Source organism: Paucibacter sp. B51 (assembly GCF_027863535.1).
GTDB classification, from domain to species: Bacteria; Pseudomonadota; Gammaproteobacteria; order Burkholderiales; family Burkholderiaceae_C; genus Paucibacter_A; species Paucibacter_A aquatilis.
The window spans coordinates 2,763,435-2,778,762 of record NZ_JAPIVN010000001.1; the positions used below are offsets into that span (position 1 = coordinate 2,763,435).

General features: G+C 67.6%; 12 protein-coding genes and 2 pseudogenes. 11 read left to right on the forward strand and 3 right to left on the reverse strand.

The genetic code is table 11. The annotated features are described in order from the left end of the window. The first annotated feature begins 27 nt into the window (after positions 1 to 27). The 7 genes and pseudogenes from OOB33_RS11850 (at position 28) to OOB33_RS11875 (ending at position 8,036) form a co-directional block, all read left to right on the forward strand. Positions 28 to 2,025: an acetyl-CoA carboxylase biotin carboxylase subunit gene (locus OOB33_RS11850; protein ID WP_271008816.1), complete on the forward strand. Its 1,998-nt coding sequence runs from the start codon at positions 28 to 30 to the stop codon at positions 2,023 to 2,025. Positions 2,026 to 2,698: 673 nt separating this feature from the next. Next, positions 2,699 to 3,610 carry a hydroxymethylglutaryl-CoA lyase gene (locus tag OOB33_RS11855; protein WP_271008817.1) on the forward strand — a complete coding sequence of 304 codons (912 nt, stop codon included), beginning with the start codon at positions 2,699 to 2,701 and terminating at the stop codon, positions 3,608 to 3,610. Between the two features lie 85 nt (positions 3,611 to 3,695). Next, positions 3,696 to 4,529, forward strand: a complete 834-nt coding sequence (locus OOB33_RS11860) for a hypothetical protein (RefSeq protein ID WP_271008818.1) — start codon at positions 3,696 to 3,698, stop codon at positions 4,527 to 4,529. Positions 4,530 to 4,596: 67 nt separating this feature from the next. Continuing rightward, positions 4,597 to 4,917, forward strand: a complete 321-nt coding sequence (locus tag OOB33_RS11865) for a hypothetical protein (RefSeq protein ID WP_133155311.1) — start codon at positions 4,597 to 4,599, stop codon at positions 4,915 to 4,917. A gap of 351 nt (positions 4,918 to 5,268) precedes the next feature. Continuing rightward, positions 5,269 to 6,288: pseudogene (locus OOB33_RS11870) on the forward strand (alkaline phosphatase PhoX); the annotation flags it as partial. Between the two features lie 33 nt (positions 6,289 to 6,321). After that, a pseudogene (locus OOB33_RS24540) lies at positions 6,322 to 6,426 on the forward strand (FxDxF family PEP-CTERM protein); the annotation flags it as partial. A 248-nt stretch (positions 6,427 to 6,674) separates the two neighbouring features. Then, positions 6,675 to 8,036: a TIGR03118 family protein gene (locus OOB33_RS11875; RefSeq protein ID WP_271008820.1), complete on the forward strand. Its 1,362-nt coding sequence runs from the start codon at positions 6,675 to 6,677 to the stop codon at positions 8,034 to 8,036. A gap of 5 nt (positions 8,037 to 8,041) precedes the next feature. Here OOB33_RS11875 and OOB33_RS11880 read toward each other — a convergent pair whose 3' ends face one another. Further along, a complete protein-coding gene (locus OOB33_RS11880; RefSeq protein WP_271008821.1) occupies positions 8,042 to 8,707 on the reverse strand; it encodes a dienelactone hydrolase family protein in 666 nt (221 codons plus the stop codon). Between the two features lie 120 nt (positions 8,708 to 8,827). Here OOB33_RS11880 and OOB33_RS11885 point away from each other — a divergent pair, with 120 nt between their 5' ends. The 4 genes from OOB33_RS11885 (at position 8,828) to OOB33_RS11900 (ending at position 12,701) form a co-directional block, all read left to right on the forward strand. Further along, on the forward strand, positions 8,828 to 9,055 hold the full coding sequence (locus tag OOB33_RS11885; RefSeq protein WP_102769874.1) for a hypothetical protein: 228 nt from the start codon (positions 8,828 to 8,830) through the stop codon (positions 9,053 to 9,055). Between the two features lie 12 nt (positions 9,056 to 9,067). Further along, positions 9,068 to 10,660: a hypothetical protein gene (locus OOB33_RS11890; protein ID WP_271008822.1), complete on the forward strand. Its 1,593-nt coding sequence runs from the start codon at positions 9,068 to 9,070 to the stop codon at positions 10,658 to 10,660. 154 nt (positions 10,661 to 10,814) lie between these two features. Beyond that, positions 10,815 to 11,948, forward strand: coding sequence for a hypothetical protein (locus OOB33_RS11895; protein WP_442953002.1), 1,134 nt, complete (start codon positions 10,815 to 10,817; stop codon positions 11,946 to 11,948). Positions 11,949 to 12,008: 60 nt separating this feature from the next. After that, a complete protein-coding gene (locus OOB33_RS11900) occupies positions 12,009 to 12,701 on the forward strand; it encodes a hypothetical protein (protein WP_171828355.1) in 693 nt (230 codons plus the stop codon). 252 nt (positions 12,702 to 12,953) lie between these two features. On the opposite strand, the gene OOB33_RS11905 is transcribed toward OOB33_RS11900, so the two are convergent. Both OOB33_RS11905 and OOB33_RS11910 read right to left on the reverse strand, forming a co-directional pair. Next, positions 12,954 to 14,381 carry an ATP-binding protein gene (locus tag OOB33_RS11905; protein ID WP_271008823.1) on the reverse strand — a complete coding sequence of 476 codons (1,428 nt, stop codon included), beginning with the start codon at positions 14,379 to 14,381 and terminating at the stop codon, positions 12,954 to 12,956. Continuing rightward, positions 14,378 to 15,049, reverse strand: a complete 672-nt coding sequence (locus OOB33_RS11910; RefSeq protein WP_171828353.1) for a response regulator transcription factor — start codon at positions 15,047 to 15,049, stop codon at positions 14,378 to 14,380. The genes OOB33_RS11905 and OOB33_RS11910 overlap by 4 nt, the downstream gene beginning before the upstream one ends. Positions 15,050 to 15,328 lie beyond the last annotated feature (279 nt).

Below are 15,328 nucleotides of genomic sequence, written 5' to 3' on the forward strand. Positions count from 1 at the left end.
CAGAACAAGAATTCGGAGACCCAAGAGATGTTCAAGAAAATCCTGATCGCGAACCGCGGCGAGATCGCCTGCCGCGTGGCGGCGACGGCACGTCGCCTGGGCGTGAAGACCGTGGCTGTGTATTCCGAGGCCGATGCCCAGGCCCGCCATGTGCAGGCTTGTGACGAAGCGGTGCTGATCGGCGGCCCGGCGCCCAAGGATTCTTACTTGCAGTGGCAGCGCATCATTGACGCGGCCAAAGCCACGGGCGCCGAGGCCGTGCACCCTGGCTACGGATTCTTGAGCGAGAACGAAGAGTTCGCCCAGGCCTGCACCGCGCATGGCCTGGTTTTTATCGGCCCGCCGGCCAGCGCCATCCAGGCCATGGGTTTGAAGGCCGAGTCCAAGCGCTTGATGGAAGCGGCCGGTGTGCCCCTGGTGCCCGGTTACCACGGGGCCGATCAGGACCCGGCCTTGCTCAAGGCCGAAGCCGTGCGCATTGGTTTCCCGGTGCTGATCAAGGCCAGCGCCGGCGGTGGTGGCAAGGGCATGCGCGCGGTCTACAGCGCCGATGAGTTCGATGCCGCGCTGGCCTCGTGCAAGCGCGAGGCGATCAACAGCTTCGGTGACGATGCGGTGCTGATCGAGCGTTATGTGCAGCGCCCGCGCCATATCGAGATCCAGGTCTTTGGCGACAGCCAGGGCAACTGCGTCTATCTCTTCGAGCGCGATTGCTCGGTGCAGCGCCGCCACCAGAAGGTGCTGGAAGAAGCGCCCGCCCCGGGCATGACGGCCGAGCGCCGCGCCCAGATGGGCGGTGCGGCGGTGGCCGCGGCCAAGGCGGTGGGCTATGTGGGCGCGGGTACCGTGGAGTTCATCTGCGAGCAGGACGGCCGTTTCTATTTCATGGAAATGAACACCCGCTTGCAGGTTGAGCATCCGGTGACGGAAGCGATCACCGGCCAGGATCTGGTCGAGTGGCAGCTGCGCGTGGCCTCGGGCGAGCCCTTGCCGCTGCAGCAGGACGAGCTGCGCATGCACGGCCATGCCATCGAGGCACGCATCTGCGCCGAGAACCCCGAGGCCGGTTTCCTGCCCGCCACCGGCGCGCTGAACGTGGCACGCTGGCCGGCCCATGTGGCTTTCGAGCGCGGCCCGGTTCGCATCGATGCGGGCGTGGGGGAGGGCGATGCCATCAGCCCCTTCTACGATTCCATGGTCGCCAAGCTGATCGTCTGGGGAGAGGATCGGGAGCAAGCTCTGGCCCGTTTGGACGCCTCGCTGCGCGACACCCACATCGTCGGCCTGCAAACCAATGTGGCCTTTCTGCGCCGCTGTGCCGCCACGGCGTCGTTTGTCACGGCCGATCTGGACACGGCCCTGATCGAGCGCGAGCGCGCCGCCCTGTTCGAGCAGCCCGGCTTGCCGCTGCAGATCAGCGCGGCGGCCGTGGTGGCCCACACCCTGGCGGCTGAGGCTCAGTCGCAGGATGCCGACCCTTGGAGCCGCCGCGATGGCTGGCGCCTGTTCGGCGCCTCGGCGCGTCGATTCGATCTGGAGGTGGCCGGTCAGCGCCATGCGGTGCTGCTCTCGCGCCACCACCAGGGCGGCATGCAGCTGAGCATCGACGGCGGCGAGGCCTTGGCTTTTGCCGTCAACTCCAGCAGCCTAGAGCAGCATGAGCTTCTGCTGGGCTCCGGCCTGGCACAGCAGCGTGTGCGGGTGAACAGTTATGCCGATGGCGAGACCGTGGCTGTCTTCGCACCGCAAGGCAGTGCCTATCTGACCGAGATCGACGCCTTGGCCCATGCCGGAGACGGCGCCGCGGAGGCTGGCCGCCTGACGGCGCCCATGCCCGGCAAGCTGGTCAGCTTCCTGGCGGCGGTGGGCGACAAGGTCAGCAAGGGCCAGCCCCTGGCGGTGATGGAAGCCATGAAGATGGAACACACCATCAACGCGCCCAAGGACGGGGTGGTGGCTGAGCTGCTGTTCGCCGTGGGCGACCAGATCGGCGACGGCGCCGAGTTGCTGCGGCTCGAGGCTTGAGGCGACGGGGCGCGCGATGAGCTTCGGGGCGCCGGGGGCCACAAGTGGCACATGGCCGTCGGTCGCTTGTTCTCGTGTGGCCCTGCAGCCCGTGCCGCTACCGGGCTCATGGTTCCGGGGTCGGCCCAGTCGGGCCGACTTCCCTGCGCTGCTCGCGCCTCGGGGCTGGCGCATAGCTCACTTCGCTCCCTGCGTTCGCTTCGTTCAAACAGAAGCGCCAAGTCAGAACTTGAAGCGCGCGGGTACGCGCGCGCCCCGAGGCGCTGTGCTGCTCGGCCCTGCACAAATCGCCCGGCAGCGGCACGAGCTGCAGGGCGCTTGCATCGCGATCGATCTGCCCCGCGACGGTGGAGAACGCGCAATTCGAAGGTGGCTCGGCCCGCCGACGGGCGATTTGTGCGCGGCCGAGGGCGCAGCGGAGCGGCTCAGGCGCGTGTACTCACGCGCTTCAAGCGCTGACTCGGCGCCACTGTTTGACCACAGTGAGCGCAGCGAACGGAGGGAGTTTGGCGCCGCTGAGCCGCGAAGTGAGCACCGAGGGGAGTCGGCGCGCAGAGCCGACCCGCGAACCATGAGCCCGGCGGCGGGCCGAGTCACCGCAGCGAGAACGAACCATACAGCAGACGTCCGCTTCATGCCGACTGCAGTCTTTCCCAGCAATGAGGAGTTTTGAATGAGCAAGCTACCTACCCACGTCACCCTCGTCGATGTCGGTCCTCGCGATGGCCTGCAGAACGAAAAACAGGCGGTGTCTACCGAGGACAAGGCGCAGCTGGTGGCCCTGCTGCAGGCGGCGGGCCTGAAGGAGATCGAGGTCACCAGCTTCGTGTCGCCGAAGTGGGTGCCGCAGATGGCGGACAACGCGGCGGTGATGGCGGCCATCGACCGCCAGCCCGGCGTGCGCTATTCGGTGCTGACGCCCAATCTCAAGGGCTTCGAGTCGGCCCTGGCAACCCGGCCCGACGAGATCGTGGTGTTCGCAGCGGCCTCCGAGGCTTTCAGCCAGAAGAACATCAACTGCAGCATTGCCGAGAGCATCGAGCGTTTCGTGCCCGTGGCGGAGGCCGCGCATGCAGCCGGCATCAAGGTGCGCGGCGCCTTGTCCTGCGCCGTGGGCTGCCCCTACGAGGGGGACATCAGCGCCGATCAGGTGGAGCGCGTGGTGCAGCTGATGAAGGGCATTGGTGTCGATCACCTGGGCGTGGCCGACACCATCGGCGTGGGCACGCCGCGCAAGGTGCAGGCTGCGATGGAGCGGGCGCTCAAGCATTACCCGCTGGTGGAGGTCAGCGGGCATTTCCACGACACCTACGGCCAGGCCCTGGCCAATATCTACGCCTGCCTGGAGCTGGGCGTGCATCACTTCGACACCAGCGTCGCCGGCCTGGGCGGCTGCCCCTATGCCAAGGGCGCCACCGGCAATGTGGCCAGCGAGGATGTGGTCTTCATGCTCAACGGTCTGGGCATCGACACCGGCATCGATCTGGACCGTCTGGTCGACGCCGGCGCCTTCATCTCCGGCCTGCTGGGCCGACCGCCGGTGTCGCGCGTGGCGCGGGCTGTGCTGGCCAAACGCCAGGGCTGAGCAGTCCACCCGGGGCTACACTCGCCAGCCCCCGTGCGCTCGCATCTGCGCGCCGGGGCGACAACAAGAGCCTGGAGGAGAGTTCATGAGTTTGATGTTGCGCGCGCCCGCTGGGGCGCTGGCCGCCGTGGTCGGTCTGTGCTTGGCTGGCGCTGTTTGGGCGGAGACGCCCCAGGCCTGCGATCGGGCCTATCAGCAGCTGTCCGCTGAAATCGTGGCCCAGGCCCGGGCGGCCCGGGCTGCGGACAACGGCTATCCGGCCCTGCTGAAGCGTTGGCAGGCCGAAGGCGCCCGCTGCAAGGGCAGTGGGATCTACGAGATCCGACTGGCCCAGGTGCAGATGCTCAATGGCGACCACGCGGGCGCCCGGGCCCAGCTGGACGCGCTGCCGGAGGGCGGTAAGGCGTATGTGCGCGAGCTCCGCCTGGCTCGTCTGTGGCTGACCTACTGGCAGACCGATGCCGACAAGGAGCCCGCGCGCTGGGCCGAGTTGCGCCGGACTCTGGTCAGCCTGACCCGCCAGAACCCGGACGACGCCGAAGCGCAGGCCTTGCACGGCTTCGCCCTGCTGGCCAGCGGCGAGGACCGGCTCGCAATCCAGGCCCTGCAGGCCGCGCTGCGCGGCCCGGCCAGCAGCGATCGCTACGACCACTACAAGGCGCTGATGCTGGCGCATGTCAATCTTGGCGACTTTGCACAGGCCGAGGCCATGCTGGAGCAGGCCTACGAACTCAATCCGGCGCTCACCAGCGACCCGGCGGCCGTGATGGCCGCGCTGGCGATCAGTGTGAAGCAGGGCAATGCCCGTCTGGCTGGCAACCTGATCGTGATCATCAAGGCCCGGCATCCGCAGTTGCGGCAGCACCCGGCCTTTCAGGCGCTGGTTGCGGAGCAAGAGGCGAGCGAGAAAAAGCGCTGAAGGCGGCTGCGGCTGCGTCATCGAAGACCGGGATGGTGGCAAGGCCGATCAGGACGGGCTCAAGTTCGTGCCCATCGTCACCAGCGCGCGTGACCTCGACCCCTTCGCCACCGGCAGTTACGGCGTCGCCCAGGTGACCTGTCAGTTCTACAACGACGCCAGCGATGTGGCCGGCCAGCCGCTGGAATTCAAGGTCAGCGGCCCGGCCGTCAACTACAGCAATGGCCAGAGCGCCGGTGTCGCGCGTGGCGCGGGCGATGCTCGCCAAACGCGGCGGCTGAGAGCGCCCGCCTCTGATGGCGGGCATGATCCATTTGGCATATCCGAGGGGGAAGCGGGTCATGGCCGAGTCATGGCACTTGCCGACACTGGCGGCCGCAGGTCTTGAATCAAGACAGCAGCCGCCAGTTCTTCAAGCCCGCCATTCGGAGTTGCCTTCATCATGACGTTCTCTCTTTCCCGCATTGCCGCCGCCGTTGCCGGCCTCGGTCTTCTTGCTCTGAGCCAAAGCGCTTCCGCCGGACTCAGCCAGTTCTCCAACTTCACGCCCATGGTCGGTAATGTGGCCGCGGGCGCCTTGCCCGAGACGGCCCCGTTCAAGCTCTCTTCGACCAACTTCAGCCAGGCCATTCTGGCCGACCGCGCCACGCAGAACGGTCGGGTGCCCGGCAGCAACTCCGGCTCCTGGGACATGATCACCGCCAACGAGACCGGTCCGGATCGTGGCCGCTACCTCTTCATGCCCTTCGAGAGCAACACCGCGGGCGTGCAGCGCGTGGACCTGTGGGACAACAACTACGCCACTCGCACCGTGACCATCGTCGCGCCGGGCACCCAGAGTTTTGTCGCCGGTGACGCTTCGCGCTGGACGCCCTGGGGCAGCTATCTGACGGCCGAAGAGTCCTGGGGCAACGGCAGCACCCGTGGCCGCCTGTTCGAGCTGACCAATGCCACCACGGCCGCGGCCAATGGCGGCAACTTCATCCAGCGCAGCATCCTGCCGCGCGTCTCGCATGAAGGCCTGACCTTCGACCAGCAGAACAATCTTTACTTCGTGGACGAGCTCAATGGCGGTTCGATCTTCAAGTACGTCTCGGCCAACCCCAATGCCAACAACGGCAATGACTACTTCGCAGCCGGTCAGACCTTTGTGCTGAAGGTCGGTGCGGGTGCCCAGTTCGAAGGCAACAACGGTTCCGCCATCACCGGCGGCGCCTCCTGGGTGGCCATCACCAACGCCAATGGCGGCGCCCTGGCTGGTATCTCCACTGTGCTGGCCGACGGCACCATCGATGGCCGCGCCACCGCGGTCAACGCCAATGTGCGTGGCACCGGCTACAACCGTCCGGAAGACCTGGAGATCCGCACCCTGGCCAATGGCAAGCAGATCGTCTACTTCACGACCACCGACTCCGACAACGATGGCAGCAGCAGCAACGGCCGTGGCCGCGTCTACTCGCTGAACCTGGACAGCAACGAGGTCAAGCTCTTTGCTGACAACAACACCATCGACATGGCCACCGGTCAGAAGGTCGGTGCCACCTGGAGCAACCCGGACAACCTGGCCATCGATGCCGACGGCAACATCTACGTCATCGAAGACCAGGACGGTGGCAAGGCCGACATCTGGTTTGCCAAGGATGCCGACGGTGACGGTGTGGCCGATGCCGTGGGCAAGTGGGCCAGCCTGAGCACCGTGGGCGCCGAGCCGACCGGTCTGTACTTCGACACGGTCAACCCGAATGTGGCCTACGTCAATGTGCAGCACCCGAGCAGCGGTGTGGACCGCCTGGTGCAGATCACGGCCGTGCCGGAGCCGCAAACCTACGCCTTGCTGCTCGGCGGTCTGGGTTTGGTCGGCTTCGTGGCTCGCCGCCGCAAGGGCCTGCAGGCCTGATCGATGGCGCGAGCAGCGCCTCAGCACCGGCTCGGCCTTCACAAGCGCCGGGCCGGTGGTCTGAAGCCTCGGGTGCGCCCTTGCGGGTGCCCCCGTAGCAGCCCTCGGTGCCACGCGTTCCGAGGGCATGTCTTCCTTGTGCCTGTGATCGTTCCAGGCGCCTGACTTTGAATTTCGACGGCAAGCCAGCCCCTGTTCTTGGCGTGCAAGCCAGCCTGTCGGCCCAACCCTGACGGACCCGCGCCATCATGCTGCCTCACTCCCTGTCCCGCCTTGCCCTGGCTTGCCTGGGCGCTTTCGCCCTCAGCGGCGTGGCCCAAGCTTCTGGCTCGGGCCTGAATGCTTTTGTGCAGACCAATCTGGTCGCCAACAGCGACAAGTACAAACCCACCGCCTTGGTGGACCCCGATCTGGTCAACCCCTGGGGCATTGCCTTGCGCCCGCCTGGCATTGGCGGCCACATCTGGACCAGCAATGCCGGCACCGGCACCACCACCACCTACATCGGCGACGTCAACGGCCTGCCCCTGCATCAGGACGGGCTCAAGCTCGTGCCCATCGTCACCAGCGCGCGAGACCGCGACCCCTTCTCCACCGGCAGTGACGGCGTCGCTCAGGTGACCGGTCAGGTCTACAACGCCGCCAGCGATGTGGCCGGCCAGCCGCTGGAATTCAAGGTCAGCGGCCCGGCCGTCAACTACAGCAACGGCCAGAGCGCCGGTGTCATCGAAGGCTCGGCCAAGTTCGTCTTCGTGACCATGGATGGCACCATCAATGCCTGGCGCAGCGGCACCAACCCTGGCATGTTGGAAGCGGTGGTGGTCAAGGACTACTCCCTGATCCAGCCGGCCGCCCATGGCCTGCGCGTGGCCCCGGGCTACACCGGCGTGGCCATGACGACCGATGCCTGGCGCTTGGATGCCCAGGGCCAGAAGCTGGCCGACAACCGCCTCTACGCTGCCGACTTTGCCAACGGCCGCATCCAGACCTTTGACAACCAGTGGCAGGACGTCACCGCCGTCGGCAGCTTTGCCCGGCCCGAGGGCCTGGCCGCCAGCTACCACCCCTTCAATGTGCAGGTGATGGGCGACCGGGTCTATGTGGCCTGGGCCGAGAACTCCTTCGAGATCGATGAGCCGACCGAGGAGATCCCCGGCGCCGGCTTTGGCCGCATCGCCGCCTACGACCGCGACGGTCGTTTGCTGCAGGATTTCTCTGACCACAACCTGCTCAACGCCCCCTGGGGCATGGCGATGGCGCCGCAGAGTTTTGGCGCCTTTGCCGGCGCCTTGCTGGTGGCCAATTTCGGCGACGGCACCATCGCCGGCTATGACACGCGCACCGGCGCATCGCTGGGCTATCTGCGCGATGCGCAGGGCGAGGTGATCAGCATCGACGGTATCTGGGGCCTGACCTTTGGCAACGGCGTGGCCCTGGGCGACGCCAATGCCCTGTACTTCACCGCCGGCCCGGACGAAGAGCGCGATGGCCTGCTGGGCAAGCTGGCGCCGGTGCCCGAGCCCGGCACGGTGGTCTTGATGAGCCTGGGTTTGCTGGGTCTCTTGGGCCGGCGCGGCCTGCAGGCCCGTCGCCAGCGCCGCCAGGCCTGAGCGCCTCAGCCCAGGCGCGCGCGCAGGAAAGTCAACGTGCGTTGCCAGGCCTGCTCGGCGCAGGCCGCGTCATACACATGGGCGCGGCTGCTGTTGAAAAAGCCGTGGGCGGCCGGGTAGTGGTGGATTTCTGCGCCCGGCGGCAGCTGGGCCACGAAGGCTCGCACCGCTTCGGGCGTGCACCAATCGTCGATGTCGGCGTAGTGGCCCTGGAAGGGGATAGCCACGTCCTGCGGCGCCGCAAAATTCGCCGGCGGGATGCCGTAGAAGCAGCTGGCGGCGGACAGCCCCTGCACATGAACGGCGGCCGCCACCGTCAGCGCGCCGCCCATGCAAAAGCCGCTGACCCCGACCTTGGGGCTGCCGCAGTGCTCGCGCAGATGGCGCAGGGCGCCGGCCAGGTCCTGGTGGGTGGCGTCGGCAAAGCTCAGTCCACTCATCAAGTGGCTGGCCTCGTCGGCATCGCTGGCCTGGCGGCCACGGTAGAGATCGGGCGCCAGGGTGTGAAAGCCGGCCGCCGCATAGCGGTCGGCGGTGGCGCGGATGTTGTCGTTCAGCCCCCACCATTCCTGCAACAGGATCAAACCCGGCGCATCGGGCCGTGAGGCCAGGGCCAGGTAGGCGGGGCTGTGGTCGCCGTCGGGGCGCTGGAACTCGATCATCTGGGCCATGGGCTGCTCCTTGCTGATGGGTGATGAATCATCACCTCGGTGGGTGTCGTGCCGACCTGGCGTCCGCCGAGGTGGCGCGGGCGATGAAGGTGAACAGGACGGCGAGGCCGGCATCCTGCCATGGACGAGCCAGCCTTGCAGACCCAAGCGTTTTGGCGCGTCCTTCAGCGTTCGGCTGGCGTGGCTGCGAACCGTGGCGCAGGCATCCCCCAAAAGTCGGGCGAACAGCGATCCGGCGACGCCATCGATGGGCTGGCCATGACAGCGATCATCCTAGACTGCGCAGCGCCTGCATCCGCGCCTTGTCTGCTGCTGATGCGCGTTAGGAAGATGCAGAACGAGGTGTGAGAGGAGCCCGCCGTGACATGGAACTTGACATCTGACAGCCAAGCCGCCGTGCCGGGGTTGGCGCCCGCCGCTCGCCGGCCCTGGAGCGCGGGGCTCTGGGCATGGGGGTTCAGTGCCTGCCTGGCGGCTTGCGGCGGCGGCGGAGGTGGTGCGGGTGGTGGAAGCGAGGTGCCGCCCCCCGCGCCGCCGCCGGTGCAGCCGCCCGGTCCGGCGCCGGCGCCCGGGCCCGATGGCATCGACAAGCTGCGTCTGCGCCAGCAGGTCGATGCCTGGGTGGCCGAGCAGAAGGCCAGGATCGAGTCCCTGGATTGCCAGCAAAGCCAAACGGGTGGGTGCGAAGCGCTGCGCAAGATCCGATTCTCCGAGGGACAGGCGCTGCCGGCCAAGCTGCGCGCCGATCAGACCATCTTGCTGGTCGACAGCGGCATCGGCCACGCCGCCACGCTGCGTTATCGCTCGCGCATGCTGGGCTATTACCGCGTCAGCGAAAGCAGCGGCCTGGTGGAAGCCCATGACCCGGTGATCGAGAGCACGCCTCGCTGGGGTGCCGAGCTGCTGCGTGGCATCGACGGGTTTCAGTACCGCGACGCCGGCGGTCAGCAGCGGCCGACTTATGTGCCGGCGGATTGGCTGAGCGCCTTGCGGCCTTTGTTGCGCGGGCCGCGTGACTTCGCCATGGTCGATCGGGTGCCGCACGGCAATATGGTGCTGGCTCAGCTGGTCGAGTCCAACCCGCAAGCGGGCTTTGTGGTGTTGGACCCGATCCCGATCACGGCCCTGATGCGTGCCCACCGTGCTGCCGTCTGCGCCAAGGATTGGGCGGCGCTGGAGCAGGGCGTGCAGCGCATGGCACAAAGCCTGAGTGCGGTGATGCAGCGCCATGGGGTCGACTATGTCAATCTGTCCGGCGGTCTGGACACCTCGAACCTGCCGGACGGCTGGGGACCGCTGGCCTGTGGCGGCTCGCTCAGCGCCAGCGAGGCGCAAGGCTTGATCATGGCCTTCCGGCCCTTGTATGCGAGCTTGTTTGAGAGCCCCGGCGTGCTGGGCGTTCAGGCCGCGGGCGTGGCGTTGTCGCCCGGCAGTCACCCCCTGGAGGCCTTGCCGCTGGCGAACCGGGTGCGCGTGAGCTTGTTTCATCCCGCCGCGGCGCAGCTGCCGGCCGATGGCGTGACCGGGGTGCAGCGGCCCGAAGTGCTGGAGCCCAATGCGGAGGATCGGCGCTGGGTCGATGTCTTCATCAGCACCGGCATGGTGAACGACAGCTTTCCGCCCAAGGTCAATGCCTCGCCACCGCTGATCACCGATTCTGTCTATGGCCTGGATCTCGGGCCGGTGCCCCATGCCACGACCTCGTGGTCTGCGCCTCAGGCCCTGAGCCGGCTCATCCACTTGAAGAGCCAGCTGGCCCCCGACATGGCGCCCGAGGCGCCCTTGGACGCAGCCCTGATCCAGCGCATGAAGAACGCGCTCACCCCCATGGGTTGCAGCTGGGCGCCCGAAGACGGCGGGCGTTGCAAGCTGCAGGACCCGGCCTGGCATCGACAACAGGAGCTGTTCCGCCAAGGCTGGCTGCCCCAGGATTGGCGCTGGGACCGGCCCTGACTCACAAACACGACGGTGCGGCCCTCGCCCGCATCCGCAAGGCCGCTGTCTGCCAGCGCGCCGTGGGGGCCGTTGAACACAGGGCAAGGCTGCACCGCCCGCCGGGCCCAGTCGGCGGCCCCACAGATCCAATCACGAACCGAGGGAGTGAGATTTGAAGATGACGATGTTGTTGAACGATCAGGCCTCGATCCAGAGCCGCTCGCGCCTGGCGCTGGCCTGCCTGACGATGGTTGGGGCGCTGAGCGCTTGCGGTGGTGGCGGCGGAGACAGCCCCACCGCGGCGCCACCCACCACACCCACGACACCCACCACACCGACCACACCGACCACACCGACCACACCGACGACACCGACGACACCGACGACACCGACGACACCGACCACGCCGACCACGCCGACCACGCCGCCCTCATCAACGGCTCTGGCGGTCCATTCGCCCTATATTGCCAAGCCCACGGCCTACGACAGTGAGTGGCGTCTGACCGAGAGCGCGGCACAGGCAGCCAAGACCTTGGTCGCATCTCAGTTCCAGCCGGCCCCGGCCAATGCCCATGGTTGGGAGCAGCGCGCCGATGTTCTGGGCGCGGGCCTGTACCGGGTGGTCTTGCGCAAGGGGAACTTCTATCGCTTCAGCAGCAGCAATGACTGGTCATTCAATCTGACCGTCTACGACGAGGCTGGCTATCAGCTCTATGCGGGTGTGAACGAACCCGATCGCATCGGCAGCCTGGGTCAGCTCGCCTATCCTCTGCTGGCCTTGCGTGATGGCTCTGTCTTCGTCAAGGTGGAGACCAGCGGCAATGCCGGCGCCGCACTCGTGGACCTTCGGGTGGAGCACAGTGCGGCCTCGCTCGGCACGGATGCCCCCACCACCGTCCAGCTGGCGGTGTTTGGTTCGGGTAGCGATGCCGCCAAGGCCGAAGCGGCTTTTTATGGCGGCGAGGGTGGCAACCGCATTGTGGGCAAGCCGCAGGCGGTCAATCTGATCTACGCCGGCAATGGGAATGATGTGATCGAACTCAAGACCGCCAGCGACAAGCTGTCCCTGGTCGATGGCGGGCTGGCGCGCGACACCCTGGTGCTGGGTTTTTCCAGCCAGCAGGCCAAGCTCAGCCGGGTCAATGCCTTTGGGCCCTTCCGCTTTGTGGTGACACCGCCGCTGGGTCAGCATGACGCCCATCTGCTCAGTGGCAGCCCGGACGGCGCGCGCCTGGTCTTGCGCAGCATTGAGCGCATCCAGTTCAGCGACAAGACCGTGGAGATGAAGGAGCTGCCGGGCTTCTGAGCCCGCTCGTCCATCGGGCCGCGCGTGAATCGTCCGGCCCGCCATTCAAGAGGGAAGACCATGACCGAGGGACACCTGAGCCGCCTGCGCAGCGCCGGCCAATACGCTGCGGATGCGGGCCTGGCGCCGCTGCAGGGGCTGAGCTTGCTGCTCGGGACCCTGGCGCTGGCCTTGCAAGGCTGTGCTTCGCAGCCACCGCCGCCTGCCTGGCCGCAGCTGGCGCTGTCGGAACAGCTCAATCCGGTCCGGCGCTGCCTGAGCCTGGCTCTCGATCTGCAGATCGGCCTGAGCTTCAAGCTGCTGGGGCAGGCCAGCGACGAGGAGGTGCGGCGCGATCTGACCGAAGGCGCGCTCAACCCACAGGCCGAGCAACGCCGCGGCGAGCTGGCCGATGCCTGGGCCAGCAGCCACGATCCCGCCCGCCTGGCTCAGATCCAGCTGCAGCAATGCCTGGCAGCCCAGGGTCAGGTGTTGCCTTCGGCGCCGACTCTTGCGCCGACCTTGGCGTCGTCTGACAGCCAGCGCTGCTTCAGCCGTTCGCATCTGGCCGCCCAGGCCGAGGTGCACAAGGCCCTGGGCAGATCCCTGGCCGAGGCCACGCAGATCGCGCAGCGCGGCATCGGCCTGTCGCGGCCGCCGGCCGAGGTGCAGCAGATCGTCGAGGCGGTTTACAGCCTGGATCGCGAGCGCAGCGAGCAGCTGGCGCACCGGCGCCTGTTTGTCCGCTGCATGGAGGCGGCGCCGCGCAGCTAGCCCGGATATTTCACGAGGGACGCGGGAATTGCGTGCGCCCAGGTCGCAGCCAATGGCGCCGAGACGGCCATAGGCGATGCCCAGTGGCATCGGCGAGGAGTTGAGGCGTTAGGGGCAAGGCCTGGGCCGCGCAAGCCCGCGTAGGCCCAGGATCCAAAGTGGAGCGCAGGTCGACGCGAGAGATCATCGTGCCCCATCGGTGCTGCAGACCGGCCAGGGCCGACCTCGTGAAACATCCGGGCTAGGGCCTGTTCAGGCCGTCGCCGGCGCGCCGGGCGGCAGGCGCAGGCACAGCCCAAGGCCGCGCTGGTCCAGGCCGTCCACAAAGCGCAGCTCTGCGCCCTCGCGATCGGCAATCCGCCGCACAATGGCCAGGCCCAGGCCGGTGCCCTGCTCGCTGCTGCCCGGCACGCGGTAGAAGCGCTCGAACACGCGCTCGCGTTGATCGGGGGCGATGCCGCGGCCGTTGTCGCGCACGCAGAACTCCAGGCTCTGGTCGGGCAGCAGGCTGAGGCTGATCTCGACGCGGCCACCCGGCGCGGTGTAGCGGATGGCGTTGTCGATCAGGTTGTCGACGATGGAGCAAAAGCCTTCGCGCTCCAAGCGGAAGGGCAGTTGCTCCGGCGCAGTCAGTGACAGCTCGATGCCACGCGGTCGCGCCAGGCCAGCCAGCAGGGCCACGCGGCCGCGCAGCAGGTCGGCCGCGTCGAGCTCGCTGCGTTGCTCGGGCTGAGCGCTTGCGCCAGCTTCGGCCCGAGCCAGGGTCAGCAGCTGGGCCAGCAGGTGGGAGACCCGGGCAATGCCTTGCTTGAGTGCGCCGGCCGCTTCGCGCCGGGCTTGGCCGTCTTCCTCGCTGAGCAGCAGATGGGCCTGTGCATTGACGGCAGCCAGGGGCGTGCGCAATTCATGGGCGGCGTCGGCCAGGAAGCGGCGCTCCTTGTCCAGGCGCTGGGCTTCATGGGCCAAGAGTTCGTTGAGTTCGCGCAGCACCGGGGCGGTCTCGGCATACAGGCGGTCCACCTGTACCGGCGCGGTGTCGCCCGCCCGCCGTTTGGCGATGCGCTGGGCCAGCTGGGCCAAGGGGCGCAGACCGACGCGCACGCTGAGCCAGATGACCAAGCCGTGCCAGAGGAAGACGCCCAGCTGCGATTGCAGCACCAGCCACAGCACCGGCAGCACGGCGCTGAAGGCGATCTCGCGCGGCTCGGCAATCAACAGCACCCGGCCCATGCCTTGGCCCGGGTCAGAACGCTGCACCTGCCAGAACGGCGCTTGGCCGGGCGGCGGTGGGGCGTCCAGCCGGCTGCTGGGCGCATTGGCGCTGCGGTAGAGCAGGCGGCCGTCGCGATCCCAGAGCTGGTAGGCCGACCGCAGTCCTTGGGCGAACTCCTCGTCGAGGCCGAGCAGGGCCATGACAGCACTCTCGGTCGCGTCCATGCGTTGCTTCAGCTCGGGTTCGGGGCTCAGGGCGGCACTGGCCAGCACCGTGGCCATGCGCTGCATGCGGGTCTGCACCTCGGCTTCACCCCAGGCCACGCCGCGCCAGGTCAGCATCCCGGCCAGCACCAACCAGGCCAGCACCAGAGCCAGGGCCTGCCAGGCGATCAGGCGCTGGATCAGCGAGGGGTAGGGGGCTGCGGCGGCACCTTCGGGCTGCATCTTGTGGGCCAGGGAACTCATGCCTGGCCTCCGGGAAGATCCAGTACATAACCCACTCCGCGCACGGTGCCGATCCATTCGTTGCCGAGCTTCTTGCGCAGCTTGTAGACATGCACATCGGTGGCATTGCTGTCCAAGGTGTCGCTGAGCTGGTGGCGCGCTTCGATCTGGGCACGGGTCAGCACCCGGCCCGGTTCGGCTGCCAGGGCCAGCAGGATGTCGTACTCGCGGGCCGACAAGGCCACCTCCTGACCACTCAGCTGCACGCGACGGCGTGCGGTGTCGATGCTCAAGGGGCCCAGCTGCCAGGTGTTGCTGACCTGGCCGCTGTGGCGGCGCAGCAGGGCGCGCACGCGCGAGAGCAGCTCCTCCATGGCGAAGGGCTTGCCCAGGTAATCGTCGGCGCCAGCGTCCAGGCCCAGCACGCGTTCACCGACGCTGTCGCGGGCGGTCAGCAGCATCACTGGCGTCTGGCGCCCGAGCTGGCGGAACCAGGCCAGCACATCCAGCCCCAGTTCGTCGGGAAGGCCGATGTCCAGCAGCAGCAGTGAAAACTCCATATCGCCCAGGAAGCGCCGGGCGTCTCCGCCATTGCGCAGCCACACCACATGGTGGCCGGCCACGGTCAGCACGCGTTGCAGGGAGTTACCCAGGGGCAGATCGTCTTCGACAAGCAGGATGTTGGCCATGGCGGAAAGGGAAAGGGAGCGAGAGGCTTGCGCCGCACAGGGTGTGTGTCAGCCAGCCCCGGTGGCGGCGGATTCTAGGAGGGCGACTGTGACTTTCGGCGCCGACTGCGTCGGCTTCTTCATCGTCGCTTCATCTTCGCTTTCTGGCTGCCGCGCTGCTGGTCGATAGGTGTTCACCGGAGCTTCATCGCCATGCCCGGACACTGCCCAGCCCATTCATTCCCATGAGCGAGGAGTCCGGCATGAACGCACCATCCTTCCCCTGTCCCAGTGCATTGC